At 73.8% G+C, this 26,926-nt stretch carries 24 protein-coding genes; 13 read left to right on the plus strand and 11 right to left on the minus strand.

All coding sequences use genetic code 11. From position 1 onward, the window contains the following. The first annotated feature begins 464 nt into the window (after positions 1 to 464). Positions 465 to 743 carry a hypothetical protein gene (locus LHA35_RS00005; RefSeq protein ID WP_226602901.1) on the plus strand — a complete coding sequence of 93 codons (279 nt, stop codon included), beginning with the start codon at positions 465 to 467 and terminating at the stop codon, positions 741 to 743. Positions 744 to 944: 201 nt separating this feature from the next. Here the strand turns inward: LHA35_RS00005 and LHA35_RS00010 are convergent, their stop codons facing one another. Then, positions 945 to 1,955 carry a lysylphosphatidylglycerol synthase transmembrane domain-containing protein gene (locus LHA35_RS00010; protein WP_226602905.1) on the minus strand — a complete coding sequence of 337 codons (1,011 nt, stop codon included), beginning with the start codon at positions 1,953 to 1,955 and terminating at the stop codon, positions 945 to 947. A 181-nt stretch (positions 1,956 to 2,136) separates the two neighbouring features. Between LHA35_RS00010 and hisF the strand changes: the two genes are divergently transcribed. The 8 genes from hisF (at position 2,137) to LHA35_RS00050 (ending at position 10,471) form a co-directional block, all read left to right on the plus strand. Continuing rightward, positions 2,137 to 2,907 carry an imidazole glycerol phosphate synthase subunit HisF gene (hisF, locus tag LHA35_RS00015; protein ID WP_226602909.1) on the plus strand — a complete coding sequence of 257 codons (771 nt, stop codon included), beginning with the start codon at positions 2,137 to 2,139 and terminating at the stop codon, positions 2,905 to 2,907. Further along, positions 2,908 to 3,432 (plus strand): phosphoribosyl-ATP diphosphatase, encoded by a 525-nt coding sequence (locus LHA35_RS00020; protein WP_226602912.1) that lies wholly within the window; start codon positions 2,908 to 2,910, stop codon positions 3,430 to 3,432. A gap of 99 nt (positions 3,433 to 3,531) precedes the next feature. Further along, complete coding sequence (locus tag LHA35_RS00025; protein WP_226602916.1) at positions 3,532 to 3,921, plus strand: histidine triad nucleotide-binding protein; 390 nt, start codon at positions 3,532 to 3,534, stop codon at positions 3,919 to 3,921. A 72-nt stretch (positions 3,922 to 3,993) separates the two neighbouring features. Then, the gene (locus tag LHA35_RS00030; protein WP_226602918.1) at positions 3,994 to 4,845 is read left to right on the plus strand and encodes a SirB1 family protein; all 852 of its coding nucleotides are present in this window, start codon (positions 3,994 to 3,996) and stop codon (positions 4,843 to 4,845) included. Positions 4,846 to 5,054: 209 nt separating this feature from the next. Then, positions 5,055 to 6,008: a glutathione synthase gene (gene gshB / locus LHA35_RS00035; RefSeq protein WP_226602920.1), complete on the plus strand. Its 954-nt coding sequence runs from the start codon at positions 5,055 to 5,057 to the stop codon at positions 6,006 to 6,008. A 384-nt stretch (positions 6,009 to 6,392) separates the two neighbouring features. After that, positions 6,393 to 7,274 carry an endonuclease/exonuclease/phosphatase family protein gene (locus tag LHA35_RS00040; protein ID WP_226602922.1) on the plus strand — a complete coding sequence of 294 codons (882 nt, stop codon included), beginning with the start codon at positions 6,393 to 6,395 and terminating at the stop codon, positions 7,272 to 7,274. A 220-nt stretch (positions 7,275 to 7,494) separates the two neighbouring features. Then, on the plus strand, positions 7,495 to 9,012 hold the full coding sequence (locus LHA35_RS00045) for a phospholipase D family protein (protein WP_226602926.1): 1,518 nt from the start codon (positions 7,495 to 7,497) through the stop codon (positions 9,010 to 9,012). Between the two features lie 280 nt (positions 9,013 to 9,292). Continuing rightward, on the plus strand, positions 9,293 to 10,471 hold the full coding sequence (locus LHA35_RS00050) for a carboxylate-amine ligase (protein ID WP_226602928.1): 1,179 nt from the start codon (positions 9,293 to 9,295) through the stop codon (positions 10,469 to 10,471). Between the two features lie 162 nt (positions 10,472 to 10,633). Here the strand turns inward: LHA35_RS00050 and LHA35_RS00055 are convergent, their stop codons facing one another. The 4 genes from LHA35_RS00055 to LHA35_RS00070 all read right to left on the minus strand — a co-directional run bounded on the left by LHA35_RS00055 (position 10,634) and on the right by LHA35_RS00070 (position 14,657). Further along, complete coding sequence (locus tag LHA35_RS00055) at positions 10,634 to 11,725, minus strand: alkene reductase (protein ID WP_226602930.1); 1,092 nt, start codon at positions 11,723 to 11,725, stop codon at positions 10,634 to 10,636. 207 nt (positions 11,726 to 11,932) lie between these two features. Then, on the minus strand, positions 11,933 to 13,069 hold the full coding sequence (gene ald / locus LHA35_RS00060) for an alanine dehydrogenase (RefSeq protein ID WP_226602931.1): 1,137 nt from the start codon (positions 13,067 to 13,069) through the stop codon (positions 11,933 to 11,935). Positions 13,070 to 13,088: 19 nt separating this feature from the next. Then, positions 13,089 to 14,168, minus strand: coding sequence for a coiled-coil domain-containing protein (locus LHA35_RS00065; protein ID WP_226602932.1), 1,080 nt, complete (start codon positions 14,166 to 14,168; stop codon positions 13,089 to 13,091). 135 nt (positions 14,169 to 14,303) lie between these two features. Continuing rightward, a complete protein-coding gene (locus tag LHA35_RS00070) occupies positions 14,304 to 14,657 on the minus strand; it encodes a DMT family protein (RefSeq protein ID WP_226602933.1) in 354 nt (117 codons plus the stop codon). Between the two features lie 388 nt (positions 14,658 to 15,045). Here LHA35_RS00070 and LHA35_RS00075 point away from each other — a divergent pair, with 388 nt between their 5' ends. Beyond that, positions 15,046 to 16,020: a tripartite tricarboxylate transporter substrate binding protein gene (locus LHA35_RS00075; protein ID WP_226602935.1), complete on the plus strand. Its 975-nt coding sequence runs from the start codon at positions 15,046 to 15,048 to the stop codon at positions 16,018 to 16,020. Positions 16,021 to 16,156: 136 nt separating this feature from the next. Here LHA35_RS00075 and LHA35_RS00080 read toward each other — a convergent pair whose 3' ends face one another. From LHA35_RS00080 to LHA35_RS00090, 3 genes are all read right to left on the minus strand, one after another. Next, positions 16,157 to 17,446 carry an AmpG family muropeptide MFS transporter gene (locus LHA35_RS00080; protein WP_226602937.1) on the minus strand — a complete coding sequence of 430 codons (1,290 nt, stop codon included), beginning with the start codon at positions 17,444 to 17,446 and terminating at the stop codon, positions 16,157 to 16,159. 396 nt (positions 17,447 to 17,842) lie between these two features. After that, entirely contained in the window at positions 17,843 to 18,697 is an 855-nt protein-coding gene (locus LHA35_RS00085) for an ABC transporter permease (protein ID WP_226602939.1), read from the minus strand. Beyond that, on the minus strand, positions 18,694 to 19,470 hold the full coding sequence (locus LHA35_RS00090; RefSeq protein ID WP_226602941.1) for an ABC transporter ATP-binding protein: 777 nt from the start codon (positions 19,468 to 19,470) through the stop codon (positions 18,694 to 18,696). The genes LHA35_RS00085 and LHA35_RS00090 overlap by 4 nt, the downstream gene beginning before the upstream one ends. A gap of 349 nt (positions 19,471 to 19,819) precedes the next feature. Between LHA35_RS00090 and LHA35_RS00095 the strand changes: the two genes are divergently transcribed. After that, positions 19,820 to 20,281, plus strand: coding sequence for a nitroreductase family deazaflavin-dependent oxidoreductase (locus tag LHA35_RS00095; protein WP_226602943.1), 462 nt, complete (start codon positions 19,820 to 19,822; stop codon positions 20,279 to 20,281). A 373-nt stretch (positions 20,282 to 20,654) separates the two neighbouring features. On the opposite strand, the gene LHA35_RS00100 is transcribed toward LHA35_RS00095, so the two are convergent. Both LHA35_RS00100 and LHA35_RS00105 read right to left on the minus strand, forming a co-directional pair. Beyond that, the gene (locus tag LHA35_RS00100) at positions 20,655 to 21,830 is read right to left on the minus strand and encodes a hypothetical protein (RefSeq protein ID WP_226602945.1); all 1,176 of its coding nucleotides are present in this window, start codon (positions 21,828 to 21,830) and stop codon (positions 20,655 to 20,657) included. Positions 21,831 to 21,939: 109 nt separating this feature from the next. After that, entirely contained in the window at positions 21,940 to 22,983 is a 1,044-nt protein-coding gene (locus LHA35_RS00105) for a hypothetical protein (protein ID WP_226602948.1), read from the minus strand. Positions 22,984 to 23,036: 53 nt separating this feature from the next. On the opposite strand from LHA35_RS00105, the gene LHA35_RS00110 reads away from it, so the two are divergent. Both LHA35_RS00110 and LHA35_RS00115 read left to right on the plus strand, forming a co-directional pair. After that, positions 23,037 to 23,768, plus strand: a complete 732-nt coding sequence (locus tag LHA35_RS00110; RefSeq protein ID WP_226602950.1) for a metallophosphoesterase family protein — start codon at positions 23,037 to 23,039, stop codon at positions 23,766 to 23,768. A gap of 303 nt (positions 23,769 to 24,071) precedes the next feature. Continuing rightward, the gene (locus LHA35_RS00115) at positions 24,072 to 25,496 is read left to right on the plus strand and encodes a bifunctional heptose 7-phosphate kinase/heptose 1-phosphate adenyltransferase (RefSeq protein ID WP_226602951.1); all 1,425 of its coding nucleotides are present in this window, start codon (positions 24,072 to 24,074) and stop codon (positions 25,494 to 25,496) included. A 109-nt stretch (positions 25,497 to 25,605) separates the two neighbouring features. Here LHA35_RS00115 and LHA35_RS00120 read toward each other — a convergent pair whose 3' ends face one another. Continuing rightward, positions 25,606 to 26,715: an enolase C-terminal domain-like protein gene (locus LHA35_RS00120; protein ID WP_226602953.1), complete on the minus strand. Its 1,110-nt coding sequence runs from the start codon at positions 26,713 to 26,715 to the stop codon at positions 25,606 to 25,608. Positions 26,716 to 26,926: the final 211 nt, after the last annotated feature.

Consider the following 26,926-nt stretch of genomic DNA (forward strand, 5'->3'; position numbering starts at 1 on the left):
CAGGACCGTCGGCACCCTCTGGGATACCATCGGCAGTCTCCTCGACCGCTTCAGTCCGAGCGAGTGCGCCGCCTACTTCCAACACTGCGGCTATGCACAGTCAGGGCAATAAAGGTCTAGAGCAGATCGCTGCGGGGCGTGAACGCTCCGCAGCGTGAATCTGCTCTACAAACAACGGTCTACAGCGGATTGGCGTTCAGATTTGAACGCAACCCGCTGCAGAGCAGATCGCGGAGGGGCGCGAACGCCCGGGGCGAGACTCTGCTCCGCGAGCAACGACCGACAGCGGATTGGCGTTCAGTTTCGAACGCAATCCGCTGCAGGACGGATCGCGGGCGGGCGTCCGGTTCTGGACGCAATCCACTGTAACGAGCTGCCACCGCGGCGCCACACCGGCGCCCCTGGGCCGCCCCGGCGGGCGGCCATCCTCCTCCCTGTCACCGGCCCCATTGGAGGAGGCCCCCATGCAGCTCCGCAAAGCCCTCTTCGCCGCCCTCGCCACCCTGCCCCTGCTCGCCGGCGGCGCTGCCGCCCATGGCAGCTGGAACGGCCCGGGCTACGGCCCGCCGCGCGGCCACGACTCCGGCTGGCGGGAGCGCGAGGCGCGCCGCGCCTTCTTCGAGGCCGAGCGCGCCCGCCGCTGGGAATGGGAGCGCCGCATGGCGTGGCAGCAGCAGCGCTACCTCCCGCCCCCGCCGCCCGCCGCCCATGGGATGCCGGGCGGCTGGGGCCGGCGCTGGTGATGCCGGCGGCTCCGGTCATCGACCCCGGCAGCACGGGCGGCAGCCCACGCTGAGGCCGCTCCGGGCGCCCGGCGACGCTTCGCGCCGTCGGGCACCCCTTCGGCGGCCCGCCGCCAATGCGGCGCTCCTGCCCGGATGCGGTCACGCATCCGGGCCGTTGGGGGAAACGGCCGGATCACCGGCCGGCCCTTCGCGCGCCCCTCAGGGCCGCGGGCGGCGCAGGGCGAAGGGCAGGGTCATCAGGCCGAGGCCCACCGCGAACCACAGCGTCGCCAGCCGCACCAGGATGGTGGTGACGATGGCCGCTGCCTCCGGCACCTGCACCAGCCGCAGCAGGCCGAGCAGGCTGAGATCCGCCGCCCCCAGCCCGCCCGGCAGCAGGGAGACGGCGCCCGCCACCGCCGCAAGGCAGAAGACCAGCATGCTCGCGCCGAGGCCGATCGCGGCGCCGAGCGCCTGCAGCACCAGCCACAGCACCAGGCATTCCGCCAGCCAGCCGAGGAGGCTCAGCCCGAGCGAGGGCAGCAGCACCGCGGGCCGGCCGATGGCGGGCAGGGTGGCGCAGACCTCCCGCGCCCGGGCGAAGAGGCCGGGGGCGCGCCGGATGCGCCGCTCCGCCCAATCGAGCAGGCTGAGCAGCAGCGGCGCATGGGTCAGCGCCGCCAGCAGCGCGATGCAGGCCAGGGTGAGCACCGCGGTGACCGCCAGGTACTGGCTGGTCAGCGCCGCGCCGGCCAGGGCCAGCAGGCAGATCGCCACCATGTCCAGCACCCGGTCGCCGGCGAGCAGCGGCATGCTGCGGGTATAGGACACGCCGTGATGGCGATGCAGCAGCCAGAGCCGCACCACCTCCCCCACCTTGCCCGGGGTCACCGTCAGGGCGAAGCCGGCGAAGAAATAGAGCATCTGCCGCCCGCCCGGGGCGGCGACGCCGAAGGCCCGGCCGAGCAGGATCCAGCGCAGCCCGCGCGCCAGGTAGTTCACCAGGGAAAGGGCGAGGCAGGCGGCGATGATGGTGGGGGAGAGCAGGGCCGCCGCCGCCACCGCCTCGCTGTCCCGCGCGAACCAGAGCAGCGCCCCGCAGCCGAGCAGGAAGAGCAGGAGCGTGGCGGCGGTGCGCAGCAGCGCGCGGCCGAGCCGCGGCGGCGCATCGGCAGCGGGCGGGGCGGCGGGCAGGGCGGCCGGGGCGTGGGAGAGGGCGTCTTGCGGCACCCGGCCGGGATACCGTGCGCCGCAGGCAGGGTCGATCCGCTCCGGCTACACTATGGCGCGCGCCGGGGCGCCGCCGCCGGGGGGCTGCCCCGCCGGATTCGGCGCTTGACCCCCGGCGCATTCCGTCCCAAGCGCACTCTCCCGCGCCGCACCAGGGCGCCCCGGTTCCGCAGGTGACCCCTTGCTCGCTCTCCGCGTCATCCCCTGCCTCGACGTGAAGGACGGTCGCGTCGTGAAGGGGGTCAATTTCGTGTCCCTCCGCGATGCCGGCGATCCGGTGGAGCAGGCCCGCGCCTATGACCGGGAGGGGGCGGACGAGATCACCTTCCTCGATATCGGCGCGACCCATGAGAACCGGGACACGATGTACGACGTCGTCTCCCGCACCGCCGCCGAGGTCTTCATTCCGCTGACGGTCGGCGGCGGCGTGCGCAGCGTGGAGGATGTCCGGCGCCTGCTGCTGGCCGGCGCCGACAAGGCCAGCATCAACAGCGCCGCGGTGGCCGAGCCGGAACTGGTGACCCGCGCGGCCGAGGCCTTCGGCAGCCAGGCCATCGTCGTCGCGGTGGATGCCCGCCGGGTGGCGGAGGGGCGGTGGGAGGTCTTCACCCATGGCGGCCGGAAGGCGACCGGGATCGACGCCGTCAGCTGGGCGGAGCGCATGGCGAAGGCCGGGGCGGGGGAGCTGCTGGTGACCTCCATGGACCGGGACGGCACCAAATCGGGCTTCGACCTCGACCTGCTGCGGGCGATCCGGGCGCGCGTCGCGGTGCCGATCATCGCCTCGGGCGGCGTCGGCACGGTGGGGCATTTCGTGGAGGGCGCCCTGGCCGGCGCCAGCGGCCTGCTGGCCGCGAGCGTGTTCCATTACGGGGAGTTCCGCATCGCGGACGCCAAGGCGGCGCTGGCCGCGGCGGGCCTGCCGGTGCGCCCCCTCGCGGAGGTCGCCTGAATGGGCAAGGAGGCGGGCAAGTCCGCGAAGAAGAAGCCGGCCAGCAAGAAGCGCACGACCCTGCCGCTGCCGGCCGGTGTCCCCGCCAAGGCCAAGAAGCCGCCCAAGACGGTACTGAAGGCGGAATCCCGCCATCTCGAGCCGCTCGACATCCGGGTCGGTGCCGCCGATGCCGGGGTGCTCGACCGGCTCTGGGGGACGGTGGAGGCCAGGCGCCTCTCGGGCGATGTGGAGAACAGCCACTCCGCCCGGCTGATGGCGCGCGGCACCGCCAAGGTCGCCCAGAAGCTGGGCGAGGAGGCGGTGGAATGCGTCATCGAGGCGACCCAGGGCCACCGCCAGGGCACGATCCTGGAGAGCGCCGACCTGCTCTACCACCTGATGGTGGTCTGGGTGGATGCCGGCATCCGGCCCGAGGAGGTCTGGGCCGAGTTGCAGCGGCGCGAGGGGATCAGCGGCATCGCCGAGAAGGCGGCGCGGCCCAAGGGCATCGTACGGGCGGCGAAGACCAGCAAGCTGCCTTAGGGGCGCGCCCTCCCGCGCCTGCCGGGCAGGCGGCGGGGCTTGATGCCCGCCGCAGGCCCGGCCATGACGGCGGCAGGACCAAGCGAGGGGACCGCCACCATGTCCGTCACCGGCCTGCCGCCCTATGACGACGCCAACATCTTCGCCCGTATCCTGCGCGGCGAGATCCCCTGCAAGAAGGTGCATGAGGACGAATACGCCCTCGCCTTCCACGACATCGCGCCGCAGGCGCCGGCGCATGTGCTGGTCATCCCGAAGGGCCGCTGGGTGAGCGCGGCGGATTTCCACGCCGGGGCGAGCGCCGAGGCGATCGCCGGCTTCTGGCGCGTGGTCTCGGCGGTGGCGAAGTCGCTGGGGCTGGAGGCCAGCGGCTACCGCATCCTCTCCAACATGGGGCCGGATGCCGGGCAGGAAGTGCCGCATTTCCACGTGCACATCTTCGGCGGCCGCCGGCTCGGCCGCATGGTCCCGCCCGCCCCGCAGGGCTGAAGGCGGCCCGCGCCGGCCGGCGCGGGCGATGCAGCCCTTGAAGCCGGCGGGCGGGGCAGCGACATTCCCCGCATGGCCTCCACCCCACAGGATGAGGCGCGCGCCGCCCTCGCCGCCGCCGGCCAGCTTCCCGACGCCGAGATCGAGCTCGCCGCCGTGGCGCTGCAATTCGCCCGGATCGATGCGCCGGACGCCGATTGGCGCGCCGCCGCCACCGCCTTGTCCGAACTCGCCCAGGAAGCGGTTGCGGCCGCCGCCGCCGACCGGGAGGCGGATGCCGGCGATGCCGAGCGGCGGCGGGAGGTGCTGACCGCCGTCATCCATCGCCGCTTCGGCTATGCCGGCAATACCGAACAGTATGACGACCTGGCCAATGCCAACCTGATCCGGGTGACGGAGCGGAAGCAGGGCCTGCCGGTTGCGCTCGGCATCCTCTGGCTGCATGCCGCCGAGGCGGCGGGCTGGGCGGCGCATGGTGTCGATTTCCCCGGCCATTTCCTGGTGGCGGTGGAGGGCGGGCGCGGCCAGGCGCTGGTCGATGTCTTCGCCGGCGGCGCCGGCCTCGCGGCGCCGGAGCTGCGCGCCCTGCTCAAGCGGATCGAGGGCGAGCGGGCCGAGCTGCGGCCGGGCCTGCTGCGCCTGATGGACAAGCGGGCGGTGCTGCTGCGCCTGCAGAACAACATCAAGCTGCGGCGGCTGCGCTCCGGCGACCTGGCGGGGGCGCTCGCCTGCACGGAGGACATGCTGCGCCTCGCCCCGGACCAGGCGCTGCTCTGGCGGGAGGCCGGGCTGATGAACCAGCGGCTGGACCGGATCGGCGCCGCGCTCGGCTGCCTCGACCGCTCGCTCGAGATCGAGCCGGAGGGCGAGGCGGCCCGGCGCATCCGGATGGTGGCGGAGGAGCTGCGGCACCGGCTGAACTGAGGGCGGCCCGGCGGCGCGGCAGGCCGGCCGGAGGATACCGGCCCTCCCGCCATCCGGCGCCCTGCGGCGGCGTTCGGCCGTCCTCCTGGCGGCCCGGGCCGGCTCGGCCCATCCGGCCCGGGCGGCGCCCCGGCCGTTCCCCCTGGCGCCCCGGGCCGGGGGATGCCAACAGAGCAGCCGAGACGCCCGACACGGGAGACAGACAGCCGATGCCAGCCGCCTTGCGCGTCGCGGTCCAGATGGACCCGATCGAGAGCATCAACATCGATGCCGACAGCACCTTCGCCCTGATGCTGGAGGCGCAGGCGCGCGGCCACAGCCTGTGGCACTACCATGTGCGCGACCTGGCGCTGTCCGGCGGGCGGGTGACCGCCTGGGCGAAGCCGGTCACGGTCCAGCGGCAGAAGGGCGCCCACTGGGCCTTCGGGCCGGAGGAGGAGCTCGACCTCTCCAGCATGGACGTGGTCCTGATGCGCCAGGACCCGCCCTTCGACATGGCCTACATCACGGCCACCCACATCCTCGAGCACATCCACCCGAAGACCCTGGTGGTGAACGACCCGGCCGCGGTGCGCAACGCGCCGGAGAAGCTCTATGTCACCCATTTCCCGGACCTGATGCCGGAGACGCTGGTGACCGCCGACCGCCGCCAGGTCATGCGCTTCCGGGAGAGGCACGAGACCATCATCCTCAAGCCCCTGTTCGGCAATGGCGGCGCCGGCGTCTTCCTGGTGAAGCCGGACGACATGAACCTGAACAGCCTGCTGGAGATGTTCACCGAGCGCTCGCGCGAGCCGCTGGTGGTGCAGAAATACGTCCCCGCAGTGCGCGAGGGCGACAAGCGCATCATCCTGGTGGACGGCATCGCCATGGGCGCCATCAACCGGGTGCCGGCGGCGGGCGAGGCGCGCAGCAACATGCATGTCGGCGGAAGGCCGGAGCCGACCACCCTGACCGATCGGGAGAAGGAGATCTGCGCCCGGATCGGGCCGGAGCTTCGGGCGCGCGGCATGATCTTCGTCGGCATCGACGTGATCGGCGGCTACCTGACCGAGATCAACGTCACCTCCCCCACCGGGCTGCAGGAGATCGCCCGCTTCGACGGCGTGCACCTGGAGAAGGCGATCTGGGACGCGATCGAGGCCAAGCGCCGGGGCGCCTGATGCCGGCAACCGTTGATGGTGGCCCATTAACGGTCCCTCCATCTCCGGGCGGTTTGCTCCGCAAAGCCTGGACAGGCCGCACCACAGGTTCCCAGGGAGATTGCGCCGCAACCTCCCGGGGAGCCCGTGGCGGCGGCGCCCCTCCGGGCGCTCGGCATGAATGGGGACATTCATGCCGCTGCTATGAGGCCCGGCGGCGGCGGCGCTGCCGGCCGGGCCGGAGCCGCATCCTTCGCCGCGATCCGGCGTTGGCATGGCCTGTCGGCCGCGGCGGCTCCCGATCACCTTTCGCATCGGAACCCTGGTCCGGGGCCGGCGCGGTCTTATCTTTGTTGCGTGAAACACCTCGCCGGCCCCGGCCATCGTTGCAGCCCAGGATCTCCCTTGCCGTCCTTCCGCCTCCCGCGCCCCGCAGCCATCGGCCTTGCCAATGCTCCCGCCCGGGCCCGCCCGGCCCCGTCGGAAGGCCCGCCCCTCGCCTGGCCGCCGGCGCAGGAGCATTGCGGGGAGGGCACGGAGCTGCGGGTCGCCTCCTACAACGTCCATAAATGCGTCGGCACGGATGGGGAGTTCGATCCCGGGCGCGTCGTCTCGGTGATTGCCGAGCTCGGCGCCGAGCTGGTGGCGCTGCAGGAGGTGGACCGCCGCTTCGGCCGGCGCACCGCGCTGCTGGATCCCAAATGCCTGGCACGGGAGACCGGCCTCGTGCCCCTGCCCGTCTCCGACCTGCCGGATGGCCTGGGCTGGCACGGCAATGCCCTGCTGGTCCGCCCCGGGACCACCTGGCGCCTGCAGCGGCTGGACCTGCCCGGGGCCGAGCCGCGCGGCGCCGTGGTGGCCGAGCTCGACCTTCCCGGCGGCCTTGGCCAGATGCGGGTGGTTGCCGCGCATTTCGGCCTGCTCCGCCGCTGCCGCACCCGGCAGGTCAGGGCCGTGCTGGCCGCGGTCGCGCGCGGGCAGGACATGCCGACCCTGCTGCTCGGCGACCTGAACGAGTGGCGGTTCGACCGGGCGCGCTCCGCCCTGCGCGGGCTGGAACCCTATTTCGGCGGCGTGGTCGGGGGGCCGCCCAGCTTCCCCTCCCGCCTGCCCTTCCTGGCGCTCGACCGGATCCTCGGCTGCCCGCGCGCCCAGGTCCTGGGGGTGGAGGCGCATGACAGCCCGCTCGCCCGCGTCGCCTCCGACCACCTGCCGCTGAAGGCGCGGGTCCGGCTGCGCCTCGCGGGGGAGCATCCGGCGCGGCTGGCCCTCGCCACCGCAGCCTGACCGGGCGGCCATTGGCGTCCACCCATCGATGGCCGGCCGTCGTCGCCGGGCGGTTCGCCCCGCAAAGCCCGCCGATGCCGCAGCCGCATGGGCGGCGCCGCCCGGCCTGAAGGCCCTGCTCATGCCATTGGCATGACCCGGCCGCGCGGTTCCACGAACCCGCGCTGCGCTTGGCCGTTGGAGTCCCGACACGGGCACGGAAAGGTTGCGGAGGGATCGCGTGCTGGCTCGGCAGGAAGCGCCACCGGAAAGGCCCGACCTGTCCACCGCCCTGGAGGCCGGCCCCGGGACGCCGCTGGAGCGCGCCGTGCATGCGGCCCTGGCCGGGCTCGGCACCACCACGGGCGTCGCGTTGCTGGCCGAGGGCCGGGAGGCCTTCGCCCTCCGCGCCGCCGCGGCGCGCGCGGCGGGCCGCAGCCTCGACCTGCAATACTATCTCTGGCATGGCGACCTGACCGGCCGGCTGCTGGCGCAGGAGGTGCTGCGCGCGGCCGATCGCGGCGTGCGCGTGCGCATGCTGCTCGACGACGTCTTCGCGCTGGGGCAGGAGCGCACGCTAGCCGCGCTCGACGCGCATCCGGGCATCGAGGTGCGGTTGTTCAACGGCACGCGCTGGCGCGCCTTCGGGCGGCTCGGCTATGCGCTGGAGATGCTGCTGGGCGGCTGGCACCTGAACCGGCGCATGCACAACAAGGCCTGGATCGCCGATGGGCGGCTGGCCGTCACCGGCGGGCGCAACCTGGCGGACGAATATTTCGACGCCGCCGAGGAGTTCAACTTCCGCGACCTGGACGTGCTGCTCGCCGGTGCCGCGGCGGCGCAGGCGACGGCGGTGTTCGAGCGCTACTGGCGCAGCCCCTTTGTCCGCTGCGCCGGCGAGGTCAGCGCGGCGCAATCCGCCCGCGGCGGGCTGCCCGCCCTGCGAGGCAAGCTCGCCGCCGCGACGGCGGCCCCCGAGGCCCGCGCCTTCCTGGCGGAATCGCCGGAGGGGGAGGACCTGGCGGCCTGCCTGGATGGCCGTCTCGTGCCGGTGCCGGAGGCGGCGATCCGCGTTGTCGCCGACCCGCCGGCCAAGGCGCGGCGGGGCCTGGGCGCGCGCCGCCGGGCGCGGGCCGCCGGGGGCATCGGGCCGGAGGCGGCCGATGCGCTGCGCACCGCGAAGCGGGAGGCGCTGCTGATCTCGCCCTATTTCGTCCCCGGCAAGGCCGGGCTCGCGCTGCTGCTCGGCCTGGTGCGGCGCGGGGTGCGGGTCTCGGTGGTGACGAACTCGCTTGCCGCGACCGATGTGGTCGCGGTGCATGGCGGCTACGCCCGCTACCGCCGCGCCCTGCTCAAGGGTGGCATCGAACTCTTCGAGCTGAAGCCGAGCGGCGAGGAGCCGGCGAGCATGTTCGGCTCCCGCGGGGCCAGCCTGCACACCAAGGCCTTCGTGGTGGACGGGAGGCTGGTCTGCGTCGGCTCCTTCAACCTCGACCCGCGCTCGGCGGCGCTGAACACGGAGATGGGCGTCTTCGTGAAGAACCCCACCCTGGCGCGGGCGCTGCGGGCGGAGCATGCGCGCCTGGCGGACCCGGTGCGAAGCTGGCGCGTGACGCTGGAGGAGGGCCGCCTGACCTGGACCGGCGGTATCGCGCCGGGCGGCGAGGCGCCGGCCGGGCGGCGGGAGCCGGGCGCCTCCCTCCGGCGCCGCTTCCTGGCCGGGCTGGTCCGCCTGCTGCCGATCGAGGAACAGCTCTGAGGGCGCATCGGCGTGCCGGCCCGCGCGCCGGTGCGCCGCCGGTCCTTGCCGGAAGGACGACCTCGCGCCCTGGCCGCCACGCCCCCAGGGTGACCCGCTGGTGACCGCGGACAGGCCCATGCAGGGCCGGCGGAGGCGGGACCTCCCCCAGGCCCTCCTGCCGGCCGGGGGGCGGCGCGCAAACCAGGGGTGGCGCCGGGCGTCTTCCCCCTGGCTGGCGCAGGCGCCGGGGGCTTCGGCCCTCCCTGTCGTCACGGCCGGCGACAGGGGGAAGGGCAGGATGGGAACGGCTTATCGCTTCGGGATCGAGGAGGAGTACTTCCTCGCTGATGCGGCCACGCGCGGCACGCCCGAAGGCGCGGCGCTGGACGCCTTCCACGCCGCCGCGAAGACGGAGCTGCCGCGGGTCGAGCGGGAGCTGCTGCGGATGCAGGTGGAAGCCTCCACGCCGCCTTCCGCCGATTGCGGGGAGGCGAGGGCGGTGCTGGCCGGGCTGCGGGCCGACCTGGCGGGGCTGGCCCGCCGCCACGGCCTGCTCGTCTTCGCCGCCGGCACCCATCCGCTGGCGCAGTGGTCGCGGCAGAGCCACACCGAGGCGGAGCGCTACCAGGACTTGGCGCGCGAGCTGCGCCTGCCCGGGCGGCGGAACGTGGTGGGCGGGCTGCATGTGCATGTCGAGGTGCCGCGGCCCGAGGCGCGGGTGGACCTGATGAACCGGCTGATGCCCTTCCTGCCGCTGCTGCTGGCGCTCTCGGCCTCCTCGCCCTTCTTCGGCTGCCGCGCGACCGGGCTCGCCGCCTACCGGCTCTGCGTCTTCGGCGAGATGCCGCGCACCGGGCTGCCGGAGCTCTTCGCGGATGCGGCGGATTACGAGCGGCTCGTGGCGGTGATGACGCGGGCCGGCGCGATCGCCGATGCGAGCTACCTGTGGTGGGTCGTGCGGCCCTCGCTGAAATATCCGACGCTGGAGCTGCGGGTGGCCGACAGTTGCACCCGGCTGGAGGATGCGCTGGCGCTCGCGGCGCTCTGGCGCTGCCTCGTGCGCCATGCCGACCGGCGGCCGGAGCTGAACCGCGGCATGACAGGCGCGTCGCGCGCGATTGCCGGCGAGAATCTCTGGCGGGCGCAGCGGGACGGGGTGCGGGCCGTGCTGGTGGAGGAGGCATCCGGCGGGACGGTGACGGTCGCCGAGCGGCTGGAGGAGGTGCTGGCCCTGGTGGCCGAGGATGCGGAGGCCCTGGGCTGCCGGGCGGAGGCCGAGGCCACCCGCGCGATCCTGCCTGGCACGAGCGCCGACCGGCAGGTCGCCGTCTTCGAGGCGGCGCGTGCCCGCGGGCTGGAACACGATGCTGCGCTGGCCGAGGTGGTGGACTGGCTTGCCGCGGCGACGGCCGACACCTCGCACGGTGCTGCCCGCGGCGGGAATCCGGGACATGGAGCGGATCGCGGGCGGGCTTGAACGGGGCACCCGGCTGAGGTCGCGACGCAAGCTCAGCAGGGACCCCGTCGCCCGGGCGCGTGAAGCTGCCCGCGAGACAAAGGACCGCAGCGGATCGGCGCTCAGGCGTGAAGGCCGGTCCGCTGCGGAGGGGATGCAGGGGGATGCGGCCCCCCTGCGGGCCTATTCCGCGGCCTGGCGCTGCAGCGCCGGGTAGTCCGTGTATCCCCTGGCATCGCCGCCATAGAGCGTGTCCCGGTCCGGCAGGTTCAGCGGCGCATGGATGCGCAGGCGCTCGACCAGGTCCGGGTTGGCGATGAAGGGCCGGCCGAAGGCGATCAGGTCGGCCTTGCCCTCGCGCAGCGCCTGTTCCGCCAGCGCCAGGTCGTAGCCGTTATTGGCGATATAGGCACCGTTGAAGGCGCGCCGCAGCGCCTGGAAATCGAAGGGCGCGTGGTCGCGCGCACCGCCCGTCGCGCCCTCCACCACATGCAGATAGGCGGGGTTGAAGCGGTCGAGCTGCGCGACGGCATGGCCGAACAGCGCCTGCGGGTCGCTGTCGGCGATGTCGTTGGCGGGCGAGACCGGGGAGAGGCGGATGCCGACGCGCTCGCCGCCCCAGACCCGCGTCACCGCCTCGGTCACCTCCAGCAGGAACCGCGCGCGGTTCTCGATGCTGCCGCCATAGCGGTCGGTGCGGAGGTTGGTCCCGTCGCGCAGGAACTGGTCGATCAGGTAGCCATTCGCGGCGTGGATCTCGACGCCGTCGAAGCCGGCGCGCTGCGCGTTCTCGGCGGCGCGGCGGAAGTCGGCGACGATGCCGGGGATCTCGTCCGTCTCCAGCGCGCGCGGCGTCGGATGGGGCTGGAAGCCGGCCTCGGTGAAGGCCTGGCCGGCAGGGCGCAGGGCGGAGGGGGCGACGGGCAGCGCGCCGCCGGGCTGCAGGCTCTCATGCGAGATGCGGCCGACATGCCAGAGCTGCAGGACGATCCGCCCGCCCGCCGCGTGCACGGCGTCGGTGACGCGCTTCCAGCCCTCGACCTGCGCCTCGTCATGGATGCCGGGGGTATAGGCATAGCCCTGCGCCTGGGCGGAGACCTGGGTCGCCTCGGCGATGATCAGGCCGGCGGAGGCGCGCTGGGCGTAGTATTCGGCGTTCATCGGGCCGGGAATGCCGCGGCTGCCCGTGCGGCTGCGGGTCAGCGGCGCCATGACGATGCGGTTGGGAAGCGTCAGCGGGCCCAGGCGGGCCGGCTGGAACAGGTTGGCGGACATGCGGGGGAATCCCATGCTGCGGTGCCGCAAGCGGCGTTGCCCGCAAGCTGGTACCGCGGCACCGCCCGGCCAAGGCAGCGCGCCGCATGTCCGACATTCAGCCGGTGAATGGAAACCGGTGGTGCTTCAACCGCTGCGCGCCGCCACCGCGGATCGGCGTTCGAGGCTGAGCGCCGATCCGCCCTGGCCTTTGTTGTCCGGGCGGATTCACGCCCCCGGGCGTTTCCGCTCCGCGGCGATCTGCTCCCAGGGCAGGACCTCCCGCCCCAGCGCCTGCGCCACTGCCGGATGGGTGATCCGCCCGGCATGCACGTTCAGCCCCTGCGCCAGATGCGGGTTCTCCGCCAGCGCGCGCGGGAAGCCCTTGCCGGCAAGCTGCAGGGTGAAGGGCAGCGTCGCGTTGTTGAGCGCGACGGCGCTGGTGCGCGCGACGGCGCCTGGCATGTTCGTCACGCAGTAATGCACCACGCCATCCACCAGATAGGTCGGCTCGGCATGGGTGGTGGGGCGGGAGGTCTCGAAGCAGCCGCCCTGGTCGATCGCCACGTCGACCAGCACCGACCCTGGCCGCATGCGCCCGACCATCGCCCGCGTGACCAGCTTCGGCGCCGCCGCGCCCGGCACCAGCACGGCGCCGATGACGAGATCGGCCTCGGTCACCGCCTGCTCCACCGATTCCGAGGTGGCGAAGAGGGTGGCGACGGCGCCGGCGAATTCCCGGTCCAGCGCATCCAGCACGCGCGGGTTGCGGTCCAGCACCGTGACGCGCGCCCGCATGCCGGCGGCGATGCGCGCCGCATTCGATCCGACCACGCCGCCGCCCAGCACTGCGACCCGGGCCGGCGGCACGCCCGGCACGCCCGAGAGCAGGATGCCGGCGCCGCCGGCCTCCTTCTCCAGGCAGCGGGCGCCGACCTGCACCGCCATGCGGCCGGCCACCTCGCTCATCGGCGCCAGCAGCGGCAGGCCGCCCTGCGGGTCCGTCACCGTCTCATAGGCCAGGGCGGTGCAGCCGCTCGCCATCAGCCCCTCCGCCTGGTCGGGGTCGGGGGCGAGGTGGAGATAGGTGAAGAGGATCTGGCCCGGCCGGAGCTGCCGCCATTCCTGCGGCTGCGGCTCCTTCACCTTCACCACCAGCCCGGCCTGGGCGAAGACGGCTGCGGCATCGGGGGCGATGGCGGCGCCGGCCGCCGCATAGGCCGCGTCCGGGAAGCCGATGCCGGCGCCCGCGCCGGTCTCGACCAGGACCTGATGGCCCTGCGCCACCAGTTCCCGTACCGAGGCGGGGGTGAGCCCCACCCGGTATTCGTGGACCTTCACCTCCTTCGGGACGCCGACCAGCATCGTCTCTCCCCTGCGCTATTCAGGCCCCCCGGCGCGGCCGCGCCGGTCCGGCCCGCTCGCCCCCGGCCACCAGGCGGTTCGACATCCGCAGCAGCTCGGCGCGGATCTCGTCCCCGGCGAAGGGAAGCACGTCCGGCAGGCTCAGTTTCGTCAACTCATCGAAAAGCTGGTCTGTGCGGCGCAACCTGCGTGCGAGGTCCTGCGTGACGCGCACCGTCTCGTGCGTGTTGCGCGCCAGCGCCAGGTCGGCGCGCGTCCGGGACACCGCCTGGCCCAGGCGCTGCAGCTTCTGCCTGAACCGTTCCTGCGCGATGGCGATGGCCGCGAGAGCGTTGCGCTGCGCCGCCTCATTCGCATCCAGCAGCGCCCGGCGCGCCGCGTCGCGCTCGCCGGAGCGAAGCTTCGCCGTCTCCCGCAGCAGCGCGCGGGTTTCCGCCTGGCGGGCCTGGATGGCGGGGACATGCTCTTCCCGGATGCGGGCCACCACCTGTTCCTGCACGGCCAGCAGCGTCTCCAGGAACAGCACGGCATAGCCGTAGTAGCGCGCCACCGCCTCCGGCTCCGGACGGTCCGGCAGCAGGGATTCCAGCGTGCGCATCACCTCCCGCAAGCTGGCCACGCTGGCGATCAGCGCGATGTCGTCATCGCCGCCCGGCAGCAGCGCCAGTGCTTCGAGCTGCTCGGCGGTCAGCGGCACCTCTGCCGCGGCGAAGGCGTCCCGCAGCCCGTCCCGGGCGAGGTCGAGGGCATGGTCCGCCGCCGCCACCGCCTCGGCCGCGCGTTGCGCTTCGGGGTCCCAGGCGGGGGGCCGGGCGCCCGCCTGCTCGCGCAGCAGCATCTCGGCCGCCTGGGCATCGCGCAGCGCGGCCTCGGCGGCGCGCAGCCGGTCGCGCGCGGCGACCAGCGGCCCGGCCTGCAGCAGCGCGATCATCTCGCGCCGCAGCGCCTCCAGGTCGCGCCCGGCCCTGGCCTGGTCGCGGCCGAACCAGCGCCGCTCCGGCAGCCTGTCCCGCTCCGCCCGCAGATCCTCGATCCGGCGGGCGAGGGCGATGGCCTTCGCCTCCCTCGGCGGCTCGGGGCGCGAGAAGGGCCAGATCATCCCTGCGAGTCCTCCGCGCCGGTCAGGCGGCAGAAGTGCCGGCAAGGCCCGGCCCGGTGCAAGGCCGCATGGGGCTGGCGGCGGGCAGGCCGATTCAGACTTCCGTGCTGATCGTCCTCCGCCCGTCGGGCCGCGTCACTCGACCGGCAGGAAGATGAACACCACGGCCGCGACCAGGCAGCCCATGGCGGCGAGGTAGGTCCAGCGCAGCGGCTCCCCCAGCACCAGCACGCTGAAGCCGGCGAAGACCGAGAGGGTGATGACCTCCTGCATCACCTTGAGCTGCTGGCCGGTATAGAGGCCGGAGCCGTAGCCGATGCGGTTCGCCGGCACGGCCAGGCAGTACTCGAAGAAGGCGATCCCCCAGGAGATCAGGATGGCCAGCCAGAGCGGCCAGGCCGGGCGCTTCAGATGGCCATACCAGGCCCAGGTCATGAGGACATTGCTGCCGATCAGCAGCAGGGGCGGCAGCACATGGCTGGGGAGCATCGCAATCCTCCGATGGGGCCGCGCACCATGCGCCCGCGCCGCGGGCGCGCAAGCGCCGGCGCGGCGCGCAGGCGGTGTCACGCCGGCCATGACGGCGTGACGCGTCCCCAGCCTCCGCCTGCCCAGCCTTTGCAAGGCGGAGGTGCAAGGCGGAGGCCATCTTTCCGGCGGTCCGCTCCGGCGCCTGCCGGGCCGCCCGCATGCCCGTCGCGGGCCGGCCAGTCCCCCTGGGGGCCGCGGCGCGGGATCACCGGGCGAGCGGGACCCCGATGGAGCAGAGCTTTGTTGACAGCCGGCGAGGCGGGCGCAGGCTTGCCCTCGCGGCCGGGCGGATGGGGCTTCCCCCGGCCGCGCAAGAACGAAAAAGGCCCCCGGGGAGGATCACCGCTTGAAGCGTCGCGCACTCATCGGCGGGCTGCTGGCCGCGCCTGCCATCCCGCGGCCTGCACCGGCCCAGGACGGCGCCTGGCCCGCCCGCCCGATCCGCCTGCTCGTCGGCTGGCCGCCGGGCGGGTCGGTCGACATCCTCGCCCGCATCCTGCAGCCGCGGCTGCAGGCCGTGCTCGGGCAGCCCGTGGTGGTGGAGAACCGGCCCGGCGCGACCGGCTCCGTCGGCGCGGCGGAGGCCGCGCGGTCCCCGGCGGATGGCCATACCTGGCTCGTCGTGGTCGACAGCCACGCCATCATCCCCTCGATCATGCGGCTGCCCTACGACACGCGGCGGGACTTCGTGCCGGTGACCCTGATCGGGCGCGGCCCGCTGGTCGTCACCTCGCACCCCTCGACCGCCTGGCGGAGCTTCCCGGACCTGGTGGCGATGGCGCGCGAGCAGCGGCCCGGAGCCATCACCTACGCGACAGCCGGCATCGGCACGATGATGCATGTGGCCATGGTGCAGCTCTGCAACCACGCGGGCATCCAGCTGACGCATGTCCCCTACCGGGGGGGCGCGCCCGCGCTGCAGGATGCGCTGGCGGGCCAGGTGCCGCTCTTCGTCACCAACGCGCCCGTCGGCGGGCCGCATGTGCGCAGCGGTGCCCTGAAGGGTCTCGGCGTGACGACGCGGGCGCCCTGGCGGGATCTGCCCGGCGTCCCGAGCTTCCATGAGCTGGGCTTCGATGGCTACGAGGCGCCGACCTGGTGGGGCGTCTTCGCGCCGGCGGGCGTGCCGGCCGAGATCACGCGGCGCATGGAGACGGAGCTGGCGGGGATCCTCGCCGAACCCGAGGTGCGGAAGCGGGTCGAGGCGCAGGGGATGGACGTGCTGGCCGTATCGGGTGACGGCTTCGCCTCCTTCGTGGAGAGCGAGATGGACCGGTGGGCGCGCGTCGTCCGCGAGAACAACATCCGCGTCGATGGCTGAGCGGCCTTCCGGGCCGCCATCCCTCCCTCTGCGGAACGGGGCCGGTCGGCGGCGGGTCCTGGGCTCCGCCAGCTCGCCTGGTGTCCCGCCTGTCCACAGCCGGAGGCGCCGGCGCCCCCGGCGCGCAGGCCAGGATTCATGCCGGCCGGTATTGTCCCCGCCCCTCCGCCGGCAGCCGCCGCAGCAGGTAGAGCATGATCCCCATGGCCGGCAGCGCCGCCGCGGTCGTCAGCAAGAAGAAGCCCGGCCAGCCCAGGCTTTCCGCCAGCCAGCCGGAACTGGCGCCGAGCGTCCGGAGCGGCACCGCGGCGAGGGAGGAGAGCAGCGCATATTGCGTCGCGGTGAAGGCCCGGCTGGTCAGCAGCGACAGCCAAGTGAGGAAGGCGGCATCCGCCAGGCCGTCGGTGAAGCTCTCCACCCCCACCTGCGCCCAGAGCATCGGCATGGAATGGCCCGCCGACCACAAGGCGACATACATCAGGTTCGACAGCATCTGGCCGAGGCCGGTGACGATCAGCGCCCGCCGCACGCCGATCACGCCCACCAGCCAGCCGCCCGCCAGCGCCCCGGCCAGGGTGGCGAACATGCCGAAGACGGTGGCGACCGTCGCCACATCCTCCCGCGTGAAGCCGAGGGAGCGGTAGAAGGGCGTGGTCATGACGCCCGCCAGCGCCTCGCCCAGCTTGAAGAGGGCGATGAAGAGCAGGATGGCGAGCCACAGGGGACGGCGGGTGAAGTCGAGGAAGGGATCGAGCACCGAGGCGCGCAGCCGCGACCGCCAGCCGAGCGCCGGCACCACCATCCGCGCCGGCTCCCGCCCCCAGAGGGTCGCCACCAGCCCCGCCAGCACCAGCGCCGCGCCATAGAGATAGGCGCCGGACCAGCCGATATGCTGCACCAGCAGAAGCGTGCCCGCGCCGCTCGCCAGCAGCGCCATGCGGTAGCCCCAGACATAGGCGGCGAGGCCCCAGGCCTGGCGCTGGTCGTCCTCCCCCAGCACCTCGATACGGTAGGCATCCACCACGATGTCCTGGCTGGCCGAGAGGAAGGCCACCAGCGCCGCCAGCAGCGCGGTCGTCACCGGGTCGATCCGCGGGTCGCTCAGCCCGACCATGGCGATCGCCAGGATGAGGAGAAGCTGGATGCAGGCCAGCCAGCCGCGCCGCTGGCCGAGGCCGCGCAGCAGCGGCGGCCGCAGCGCGTCGAGCGCCGGCGACCAGAGGAATTTGTTGGCATAGGCCAGGCCGATCAGCGCGGTCAGGCCGATGGCGCCGAGCGAGAGCCCGCTTTCGGTGAACCACTGCCGCAATACCTGCCCCGCCACCAGCGGCAGCGGCACGCCGGCGGAGAAGCCGAGGGCAAAGAGGATGAGGAAGCGCCGGTCCCACCAGGAGGCGGCGGCGGGAGCGGGAACGGGATCGGCCATGCACGTCCCGCTAGCAGAGGTCCACCCCCTGCGCCTACCGGAGTTTCCGCCGGGCGCTTCGGGAAAGGCCGCCCGGCATCCGGCCGGGGCGCCATGGCCGATGGCGCAGGGGAGGGCTGGGTGGGCCCGCTCAGCCGGCGGAACCGGGCCGCCCCATCGACGGGCCGGGGCAGATCGCGGACGGGAGCGTGATGCTGCCCGGAAATCGGAGAGCTGCAGCGGATTGCGTTCAGATATGAGTGCAATCCGCTGCAGGCCGTCCGATGCGCGTCATCACCCCCGTGCGCGTTCCGCTCCGGCGGTCATGGCCGAATGCCCATCCGCCACGACCCTTGCCTGCCGAGCGGATGCAGGCGCCGCGGCGCGCGTCCGCGCTCCGCAGGGCGCCGTGCCTGTTCACTCCCCGATGTTCAGCAGCGCCCCGCGCACCCGCGCGCCCTGGAACTGCCGCATGAACACCCAGCCCATCGCCGCCAGCCAGAAGGCATCCAGCGCGAAGGCGGCGGCCAGGTGCCCCCAGGCGATCTCGCCCTGCAGCAGCGCCGCCCGCATCCCCTCGAAGACATGCGCGGCCGGCAGGGCGAGGGAGACCGGCTGCAGCCAGGCGGGCAGCACCGAGACCGGATAGAAGACAGCCGAGAAGGGCGTCAGGCCGAACAGCACGGACCAGGCCAGCGCCTCCGCCCCCGCGCCGTAGCGCAGGATGAGCGAGGTGACGCCGAGCGCGACCGCCCAGCCCATCATCAGCAGCGCGGCGAAGAAGGCGACCACCACCGGGCCCATGGAGAACAGGCCGAAGGCATAGAGCAGCCAGGCCAGCAGCACCGCCGGCGTGACGCCTACGGCCACGCGGATAAGGCTCATCGCCATCAGGCCGGCCACCAGTTCCCGCGGCCGGAGCGGGCTGACGAAGACATGGCCCAGGTTGCGCGACCAGATCTCCTCGAGGAAGGAGATGGAGAAGCCCATCTGGCTGCGCAGCGCCACCTCCCACAGCAGCACGCCGCCGAGCAGCACGCCGGCGGCGACGCTGGTGACGTTGTTCTGCAGGCCGGCGAGATAGGCGGTGACGAAGCCCCAGACCACCATCTGCAGGATGGGCCAGTACATGAGCTCCAGCACCCGCGGCCAGGAGCGGCGGTAGAGCGCGAGATGCCGGTAGACGAGGCCCCAGATGCGCCGCGCGGAGGCGCGCGCGCGTTCGGGCAGCGCGGCCCGGGCGCCGGCGGGGCGCGACGGCCCGGCGCTCACTCCGCCGGCTCCGGCTGGCGCTGGCGGCCGCGGGCGATGTCGAGGAAGACCTCCTCCAGGTCGTCGCGGCCGTATTTCGCCAGCAGCTCGGCCGGGCTGCCCTGGTCCACCACCCGCCCCTGCTTCAGCATGAGCACATGGCCGCAGAGCCGCTCCACCTCCGCCATGTTGTGGCTGGCGAGCAGGATGGCGCAGCCGCTCTCCGCCTGGTAGCGCTCCAGCCAGCTCCGTACCCAGTCGCCGGTATCGGGGTCGAGGCTCGCGGTCGGCTCGTCCAGCAGCAGCAGCTCCGGCCGGTTGATCAGCGCCTTGGCCAGCGCGACCCGGGTCTTCTGCCCGGCGGAGAGCTCGCCCGCCGGCCGGTCGAGCAGCGCCGTCAGTTGCAACTGCCCGGCCAGTTCCGTGATGCGCCGCTCCGCCTGCGGCACGTCGTAGAAATGGGCATAGACGCGCAGGTTCTCCGCCACGCTGATCCGCCCCGGCAGGGCGATATAGGGGGAGGAGAAATTCATCCGCGCCAGCGCCGCGAAGCGGTCCCGCGCCATGTCATGGCCGAGGCAGGCAACGCGCCCGGCACTCGGCACGATCAGGCCGAGCAGCATGGCGATGGTCGTGGTCTTGCCGGCGCCATTGCCGCCCAGCAGCCCCCAGGTGGCGCCGCGCGGCATGGCGAAGCTGAGGGCATCCACCGCCGGCGGGGCATCGGGCGCGTAGCGCTTGGTCAGCGCCTCGGCATGGATCGCGGGGGCGCTCTCTGCGGCAGTGGCTGGCATGTCCATCAAGGGGCATATGCGGGTGCCGGGTTGCCTCGCCAACCCGCATTCGATGGAGGCATCGCTCCGGCGGCACATCGGGCTGTCCTGCGCCGGTCTCCGTCCGGGGTGGGTCGCTCCCGGAAGGAGTTCGCCGCGACACCGCAGATGACGGCCATCCCATGCGGGTGCACCGGCAGCGGCAGCGGCATCACGGCATCGGTCACCGACAGGGTGCGGGAAGGCAGCCACGGGCCGGGCGTTGCCGCGAGGAGGCTTTCGCCAGGGCGGGGGCAAGGCCGCGCGGCCGGGCATCCATCGCCAGCCGCATCCGTGATACGCTCTGTGCGGCTCCAGCGGAGACGCGACGATGACCGAGGCCAAGCTCGCTCCACACCTCCCGGATTGGATGCAGGACCATGCGCGGCGCTACCTCTCCAGCGGCGGCACCGACGGTCACATGTACAAGGCCAGCCCGCCGGGCTACCCCGCCATGACGGTGCCGTCGCTGTTGCTGACGACGACGGGCCGGAAGTCCGGGGAGAAGTTCATCTTCCCGCTGTTCTACGGCCAGGTCGGCGACAGCTACCTCATCGTCGCCTCGAAGGGCGGCGCGCCTGAGCATCCCGGCTGGTACCGGAACATCCTGGCCGATCCGAATGTCGAGATCCAGGTCGGCACCGCGCGAATGAAGGCCCGCGCCAGGACGGCGGCCGGGGAGGAGCGCGCCCGGCTCTGGGAGAAGGCGCTGGAATTCTGGCCGCCCTATGCCGACTACCAGCGCAAGACCGAGCGCGAGATCCCGGTGGTCGTGCTGGATCCCGTGCGGTAGCGCGGATCGCGGGAAACCCAGGACCACCGGACGCGTGGCCCTGCACGGGCGTGGAAACCCGCATCGGATAGCCATGTGGATGCGAGGGCGATCCGCCATGGCCCGGTGCGCCGGATGAGCCTCCAAGGACCACAGCGGATTGCGTTCAGGACGGAACGCCAATCCGCCGTAGGGCCTGAGTTGAAGAGCAGCTTCACGCTCCCAGGCGTTCACGCCGCTTCGCGATCCGCTCCAGTGCGGCCGGTGCGCGGTCTGGTGGGCGGCAGCGCGGAGGCCCGCGCCTGGTGCAACGGCAGCGGCGGGCGGGGCCAGGCTGTCGCGGCCCGATCCCGGGGCAGCCTTCCCAGCGGGTGGGTGCCACGCCCCGTTCCCTTCACCCCCGCGCCCGCAGCAGCCGCCCCTCGAACAGCGTGATCCCGGCCTCCCACCCCCAGCCGATGGCGGCGGCCCGATCGGCCCCGGTCAGCACCACCTGCTCCGGCCCCGGCGGCAGCCTGGGCGTGGTGGCGGGCAGGTCCGGCGACCAGGGCAGCCGCAGCATGTCCACGCCCAGCCGCCCGAAGGGCAGCACCTCCAGCAGCCCCGGCCCCGGCAGGTCCAGCGCCAGGCGGTAGCCCCGTGCCCGGGCGAAGTCGCGGGCGAAGGCGAAGTCCTCCGGCGCGGCCAGCGCCTCCTCGGCCGGCAGGGCCAGCACCGTGATGGCCCGCCCCGGCGCATCCAGCAACGCATCGAGGCGGAGGAATTCCGGCTCCCCCAGCGTCGCCGCCGCCAGGGAGAGGCCCATTGGGCCATGGCCCCGCACCTCCTCCGGCCGGGCCAGCTCCGCCAGCAGCCGCCGGTCGAGCAGCCGGCGCAGCCGGCGCGCCAGGAAGGGCGTGGCGGCCGGATCGGCCCCCGGGCAGAGCGTGGCGCGCAGCTCCGGCCAGGCGAGGCCCCATTCTTCCCAGACCGGCACCGGTCCCCCCGCGCCGCGCAGCAGGCGGCAGACCGGCCGGCGGCGCAGGAAGCGCGCCAGGCTGGCGCCCCGCAGCGCCTGCTCCAGTGCGGCGAGCTCGGCCGGCGAGAAGGGCGCCGCCGCCGGGGGCGGCCGCGGTGCGGGCGCCGGCCCGATCGCTTCCTCCACCGCGGCCAGCAGCGCGGCGGCATCGCGCGGCAGTTCCAGCACGACATGCAGCGCGCCGGGCACCGCCTCGCCCTCCCCCGGGGCGAGCAGCAGGGCGATCACCGCCTCGGCCTCCCGCAGGTGGCGGCCCCCGGGCGGGGCGACCGCGACCAGGTCGCCATTCGGCAATTGGAACAGCCGGCTGCGGACCGGGCGCAGGGCGGGCTCCAGCGCTTCCCGCAGCAGCCGGCGGTGATGGTCGTGGCGCACCTGGCCATTGAGGCGGGAGAGGCGGAGATGCAGCACCTGCCGCGGCAGCTCGGCCGCCACTGCTTCCCGCACCAGTTGCGTCAGGGCCAGCGCATCCGACGCGCCCTGCCGGCGAGCGGTCAGGTCGGGCGGCACCGGGCCCCGCGCCATGGGGCCAGCGCCGTCCCGCGTGCTCATGCCGCTGGCGGTTGAAGCGGGCATCTCAACCGTCCGTGAAGGCTGGCGCCGCAGCACCCTTCCAGATGCCCCGCCGCTGGCGGCGGATCGGACCTGCATGCGACGGGTGTCATGCCGGCCGGGCCAGCAGCATCCCCGACGCCGCGGCGAAGTCCCGCGCCGCCGCGTCCCGGCCGCCGGCCAGGATGAGGCGCGCCGGGTCGAGCGCCCGCAGCGCCGCGGCCGGCCCGGGCGCGGCCAGCCCCGGCGACCAGCGGAGCAGGAGGAGGTCGGCCGGCAGGCGCTGCAGGTCCAGCAGGCCGAGCGACGCCGCATCCAGCCCGTCAAGCGCCACGCCCCAGCCGCGCCCGGCCAGTTCCTGGCGCCGGTCGGGGAAATCGGGCGCCGCCAGGGCCGCCAGCGGCAGCACCCCGGTCGCGCCCGGGCGCAGGGCGGGGGCGGGCAGGCGATCGCCCGGCAGGGGGATCAGCCGCAGGCCCGGTAGGTCCCGCGCCCAGGCGGCGAGGCCGGGCAGCAGCCGCGCCGCCAGCCGGTCCTCGGCATGGGCCAGCAGGTCGGGGTCCTGGGCCAGCGGGCCGAGCGCCGCGGCAACGGCCGGGCGGAGGAGGCGGAGGCGGCGGCCGCGCAGCGCGCCCGAGGGGGCCACCAGGGCATCGGCCTGCAGCACGGCCTCGGCCGCCAGCCCGTCCAGCGCCTGGTGCAGCCCCGTGACCGGCAGGGCGGGCGCGGGCTGCGGGGCGGGCGCCGGCGCCTGCGCCGCCGCCCAGGCGAGCACCGCCTCGGCCTCCTCCGGCAGACGCCAGAGCGGCAGGGGCTGCGCCACGCCAGCCAGGCTGCCGAGCGCGGCGGCCGCGCGCGCGGCCGCCGCCGGGGAGGCGCCAAGCAGCAGCGTGCCCCCGGCGGCCGAGCGCAGCAGCGCGCCGCCGCCGATCGCCGCGGCGTCCCGCAGGATCGCCTCCGCCATGCGCCAGCGGGCCGGTCCGGCGCCGAGGCGCGGCGCCGGCGGCAGCAGCAGCGCCACGCAGCCGCGCGCCGCCGGCAATGCCGCCAGCGCGGCCCCGAGCAGCGGCTGCGGGGCCCGCGCGCCCTCGACGGGCAGGAAGGGCGGGGCCGGCGATCCAGGGCCGGTCACGGCTGCGACGGTCACGGTCATGCGCAATCCTGGCGCGGTGCAGCGGGGCGATATCTCCGCTAGGGTCGCGCCGGATGGTGAACGAAGCCCTAGCACTAGCGAATGAAAGCCTTGCGCCGGGCGCGCTGCCGCCCGGCCTGCGCGTCTATGCGATCGGCGATGTCCATGGCTGCGCCGACCAGCTCGCGGCGCTGCACGCGCAGATCGCCGAGGATGCCCGGCTGCGCCCGGTGGAGCAGGTCGTGCTGGTCCATCTCGGCGATTATGTCGACCGCGGGGAGGACAGCGCGGGCGTGCTGGAACGGCTGCTCGCCCCACCGCCGGTGCCGGGGGCGGAGGTGGTGAACCTGCTCGGCAACCACGAAGTGATGATGCTGGATGCCTGCGACCCGCGCTCCCCGCCCGGGGCGCTGCCCTTCTGGCTGGAGAATGGCGGGGCGGAGACGCTGGCGAGCTACGAGACGAGCGCGGAGGACCCCTTCTGGGAGGCGATCCCGCGCGAGCACCTGGCACTGCTGCGGGGCTGCGCGCTGCGCTGGTCGGCGGGCGACTACCTCTTCGTTCATGCCGGCATCCGGCCGGGCGTGCCGCTGGACCGGCAGGACCCCTTCGACCTGATCTGGATCCGCGAGCCCTTCCTGTCCTTCGAGGGCGACCTGCCGCAGGTGGTGGTGCATGGCCACACGCCCGCGGTCGCGCCTTCGGTGCGGTCGCACCGGATCGGCATCGACACCGGCGCCTGCTTCGGCGGGGATCTCACCTGCCTGGTGCTGGAAGGGCAGCGGCTGCGCTTCCTGGCGAGCTGACCCCCATGCCTTGGCGGAAAGGTCCGGATTGCGCCGCTTCGACCGGGCGGTTCCGGCCGCCGGAGTGGATCGCCCTGCGGGCGTGACCGCACTTCCTTGATCACCGAGCGCGCGTGGCGATGCGCGCCCCACAGGCCGGTCCTTCCACAGGGGCCGGTTGCGCCGCAGGCATCGGTCCAGCCGGGCGGCGCCTGCCCTGTCGATCAAGGTGAATATGTAATACTTTAGCCCTGCGGATCCGTTCCCGGCGAATCGAGGTGCCGTGCCTTGCGCCGCGACCCAAGCCTGCGCTACCGCAGGAGAATGCACGGACCCGCGCCCGCCCCCCGTCCTGGCCCACCCGGTCCGCTTCCCGCTGCGCTGTTCGATGCCATTCGCCAGCTCAAGCGCGGCACCGTGCTGGTCGTCGGCGATGCAATGCTGGACCGCTATGTCTATGGCCGGGTGGAGCGGGTGAGCCCGGAGGCGCCCGTCCCGGTGCTGACCGTGGAGCGGGAGGTGGCGCTGCCCGGCGGCGCCGGCAACATCGTGCGGAACCTGACCGCGCTCGGCGCCGCGGTCGCCTTCGTCTCCGTGGTCGGCGACGACCAGGCGGGCAGCGACCTCACCGGCCTCATCGGCGGCCAGCCGGGCGTCGAGCCCTGGCTGCTGGTGCAGGGCGGCCACGCCACCACCACCAAGACCCGCTTCGTCGCCACCGGCCAGCAATTGCTGCGGGCGGACCATGAGATCGTGGCGCCCATCCACCAGCGGCTGGCGGACCGGCTGGTGCGCATCGCGGGCGATGCGGTGGCCGCCACCGCGGTGATGGTGCTGTCCGACTACCGCAAGGGCGTGCTGGCCGGCGATACCCCGGCCCGGCTGATCGCCGCCGCGCAGGCCGCCGGCCGCAAGGTGGTGGTGGACCCGAAGGGCGGGGACCATGCCCGCTATGCCGGCGCCGACCTGATCATGCCCGATGTGGCGGAACTGGCCGAGGCGACCGGCCTGCCCACGGGCACGGAGGCCGAGATCGCCGCCGCCGCCGCCGCGCTGCGCAGCCTGCACGGCTTCGGCGCGGTGATGGTGGTCCGCGGCGAGCAGGGGGTGACGCTGGTCGAGCCCGAGGAGGGCGGCGACATCGTCCGCCACCTGCCGAGCGACGTGGCGGAGGTGGTCGATCCTTCCGGCGCGAGCGATGTGGTGGTCGCCGTGGCCGCGGCCGGGCTGGCCGCCGGATTGCCGCTGGTCTCGATCGCCCGGCTGGGGGCGCTGGCGGCCGGCATCGTGCTGGGCAAGACCGGCATCGCGGTGGTGCGGGAGGACGAGTTCCAGGAGGCGCTGACGCCCGGCCGCCTGGCCACCCGCAAGATGGCGACACGGGCCGAGGCGGCCGAGCGGGTGGAGCGCTGGCGCCGCGCCGGCAACCGTGTGGGCTTCCTGGTCGGCAGCGGGCCAAACAGCGCGCCGGAGGTGGTGGCGCAGGCGCGGAGTTGGTGCGACCGGCTGGTGGTCGGGCTCGGCGATGCGGATCCGGCCGCCTCCATGCTGGCGGAGATGCCGGGCGTGGACCTGATCGCGCGCTTCGGCGGGGAGACGCCGCTGGAACTCATCCGGCTGCTGCGGCCGGATGTGCTGGTGCAGGACCCGAACCCCGCCCCCTTCGCCCTCCCGGGCGGCGATGTGGTGCAGGAATGGGGCGGCACGGTCCGCCGCGCGACGCCGGAGACGGAACCCACCGCGGCCTGACGCGGCGGCGGCGGGCGGCCCGGGGCGCAGCGGCGTCCGGGCGCGCCTGAGGCCGCCTGCGCTCCCCCCGGGATGCTGCCAGCCGGAGTCAGCGCAGGCTGACGCGGCGCTATTCCAGCACTGCCACCGTCTTCCGCCCGATCAGGTCGAAGTCGATCTCGGCGCCGAGGCCGGGGCCCTCCGGCGCATGGACGAGGCCGTCGCGCCCCACCTCGATCTCCTTCGCCAGGCCGTATTTGTGCGCGCCGTCGGGCAGCAGCACCTCGAAAAAGGTGGTGTTGCGGATGGCGCAGGCGACATGGAGATTGGCAAGGTTGTTCAGCGAATTGCCGCCGTGGTGGATCTCGTAGGTCATCCGGAAGGCCTCGGCGAGATGTGCGGTCTTCACCAGGGTGGTGATGCCGCCCTTCACCGCGACATCGCCGCGGAGATAGTCGGTGGCCTGCAGCATGATCCAGGGCGCGTAGGATTCGAGGCCGGTGGCCGGGTATTCCGTCGCCATGATCGGGATGTCGAGCTTCTGCCGCAGCTTGACGTAGTTGGTGATGTCCTGGTCGTGCAGCGGGTCCTCGTACCAGAGGAAACCCAGCTTCTCGATGGCGCGGCCGACGCGGATGGCGGCGGGGAAGTCGTAGGACCAGGTGGAATCCAGCATCAGGGTGTAGTCGTCGCCGACGGCGCGGCGGACGGCCTCGCAGACCCTGATGTCGGTCGCGGGGTGCTGCGGCGGGTGGATCTTGTAGGCGGCCCAGCCGGCATCGCGGAAGGCGACGGCCTCCTCGGCATAGGCCGAGGCATCGTCCAGCACCTGCGAACTGGCATAGGCCGGGATGCTGTGCCGGCAGGTGCCGAGCAGCCGGTGGATGGGCATGCCCGCCGCCTTGCCCGCGAGGTCCCAGAGCGCGACATCCACCGCGCCGATCGAGCGGACGGAGACGAGGCGCGACATGGGCCAGAGCTTCGCGCCGAGCGCCTCCCGCTCCAGCGGGTCCCGGCCCATCAGCAGGGGCTTGAGGAAGCGGATCAGCCCCGGCCCGTCATTCGCCGCCGTGTGGGTGGCGGAGCCGAGGAAGGCATGGCCCTGCAGCCCGGCATCGGTCCCGATGGTCAGCAGGCCGAGGGCGGAGGAGCCGCTCTCCAGCTTCGCCGCGGCGTGATAGCGCGTGGGCGGGATGCCCTCCCAGGCGAAGAGGGTGAGCGAGACCTGGTCGATCTTCATGGCGGCATGTCCTTCCCTTTCGCGGCAGGGTAGGGGTGCCGCGGGCCACCGGCTACAGCCGCCGCACCGGGGGCGCCGGCCTCCCCTGGACGCGGGCGGTGATGGACCCGGCGTCTCCGGCTTCGGTGTAGCGGACGGCACCCGTTCATCCCCGTGGCGGCCCCGGACCAGGCTGTGGCGATGCATCGCCGGGGGCGCCGGCGGCGTTCCT

It is taken from the genome of Roseicella aerolata (assembly GCF_020523605.1).
Classification (GTDB): Bacteria; Pseudomonadota; Alphaproteobacteria; order Acetobacterales; family Acetobacteraceae; genus Paracraurococcus; species Paracraurococcus aerolatus.

What these genes read in the sequence shown, in the direction of transcription:
- LHA35_RS00005 (WP_226602901.1), top strand. Translation starts at nt 465, where the DNA reads ATGCAGCTCCGCAAAGCCCTCTTCGCCGCCCTCGCCACCCTGCCCCTG.
- ald (WP_226602931.1), bottom strand. Translation starts at nt 13,069, where the DNA reads ATGCTGGTCGGCGTCCCGAAGGAGGTGAAGGTCCACGAATACCGGGTG.
- LHA35_RS00110 (WP_226602950.1), top strand. Translation starts at nt 23,037, where the DNA reads ATGGTGAACGAAGCCCTAGCACTAGCGAATGAAAGCCTTGCGCCGGGC.
- gshB (WP_226602920.1), top strand. Translation starts at nt 5,055, where the DNA reads ATGCCAGCCGCCTTGCGCGTCGCGGTCCAGATGGACCCGATCGAGAGC.
- LHA35_RS00120 (WP_226602953.1), bottom strand. Translation starts at nt 26,715, where the DNA reads ATGAAGATCGACCAGGTCTCGCTCACCCTCTTCGCCTGGGAGGGCATC.
- LHA35_RS00090 (WP_226602941.1), bottom strand. Translation starts at nt 19,470, where the DNA reads ATGCCAGCCACTGCCGCAGAGAGCGCCCCCGCGATCCATGCCGAGGCG.
- LHA35_RS00020 (WP_226602912.1), top strand. Translation starts at nt 2,908, where the DNA reads ATGGGCAAGGAGGCGGGCAAGTCCGCGAAGAAGAAGCCGGCCAGCAAG.
- LHA35_RS00065 (WP_226602932.1), bottom strand. Translation starts at nt 14,168, where the DNA reads ATGATCTGGCCCTTCTCGCGCCCCGAGCCGCCGAGGGAGGCGAAGGCC.
- LHA35_RS00080 (WP_226602937.1), bottom strand. Translation starts at nt 17,446, where the DNA reads ATGGCCGATCCCGTTCCCGCTCCCGCCGCCGCCTCCTGGTGGGACCGG.
- LHA35_RS00025 (WP_226602916.1), top strand. Translation starts at nt 3,532, where the DNA reads ATGTCCGTCACCGGCCTGCCGCCCTATGACGACGCCAACATCTTCGCC.
- LHA35_RS00095 (WP_226602943.1), top strand. Translation starts at nt 19,820, where the DNA reads ATGACCGAGGCCAAGCTCGCTCCACACCTCCCGGATTGGATGCAGGAC.
- LHA35_RS00115 (WP_226602951.1), top strand. Translation starts at nt 24,072, where the DNA reads ATGCACGGACCCGCGCCCGCCCCCCGTCCTGGCCCACCCGGTCCGCTT.
- LHA35_RS00070 (WP_226602933.1), bottom strand. Translation starts at nt 14,657, where the DNA reads ATGCTCCCCAGCCATGTGCTGCCGCCCCTGCTGCTGATCGGCAGCAAT.
- LHA35_RS00100 (WP_226602945.1), bottom strand. Translation starts at nt 21,830, where the DNA reads ATGAGCACGCGGGACGGCGCTGGCCCCATGGCGCGGGGCCCGGTGCCG.
- LHA35_RS00030 (WP_226602918.1), top strand. Translation starts at nt 3,994, where the DNA reads ATGGCCTCCACCCCACAGGATGAGGCGCGCGCCGCCCTCGCCGCCGCC.
- LHA35_RS00055 (WP_226602930.1), bottom strand. Translation starts at nt 11,725, where the DNA reads ATGTCCGCCAACCTGTTCCAGCCGGCCCGCCTGGGCCCGCTGACGCTT.
- LHA35_RS00050 (WP_226602928.1), top strand. Translation starts at nt 9,293, where the DNA reads ATGGGAACGGCTTATCGCTTCGGGATCGAGGAGGAGTACTTCCTCGCT.
- LHA35_RS00105 (WP_226602948.1), bottom strand. Translation starts at nt 22,983, where the DNA reads ATGACCGTGACCGTCGCAGCCGTGACCGGCCCTGGATCGCCGGCCCCG.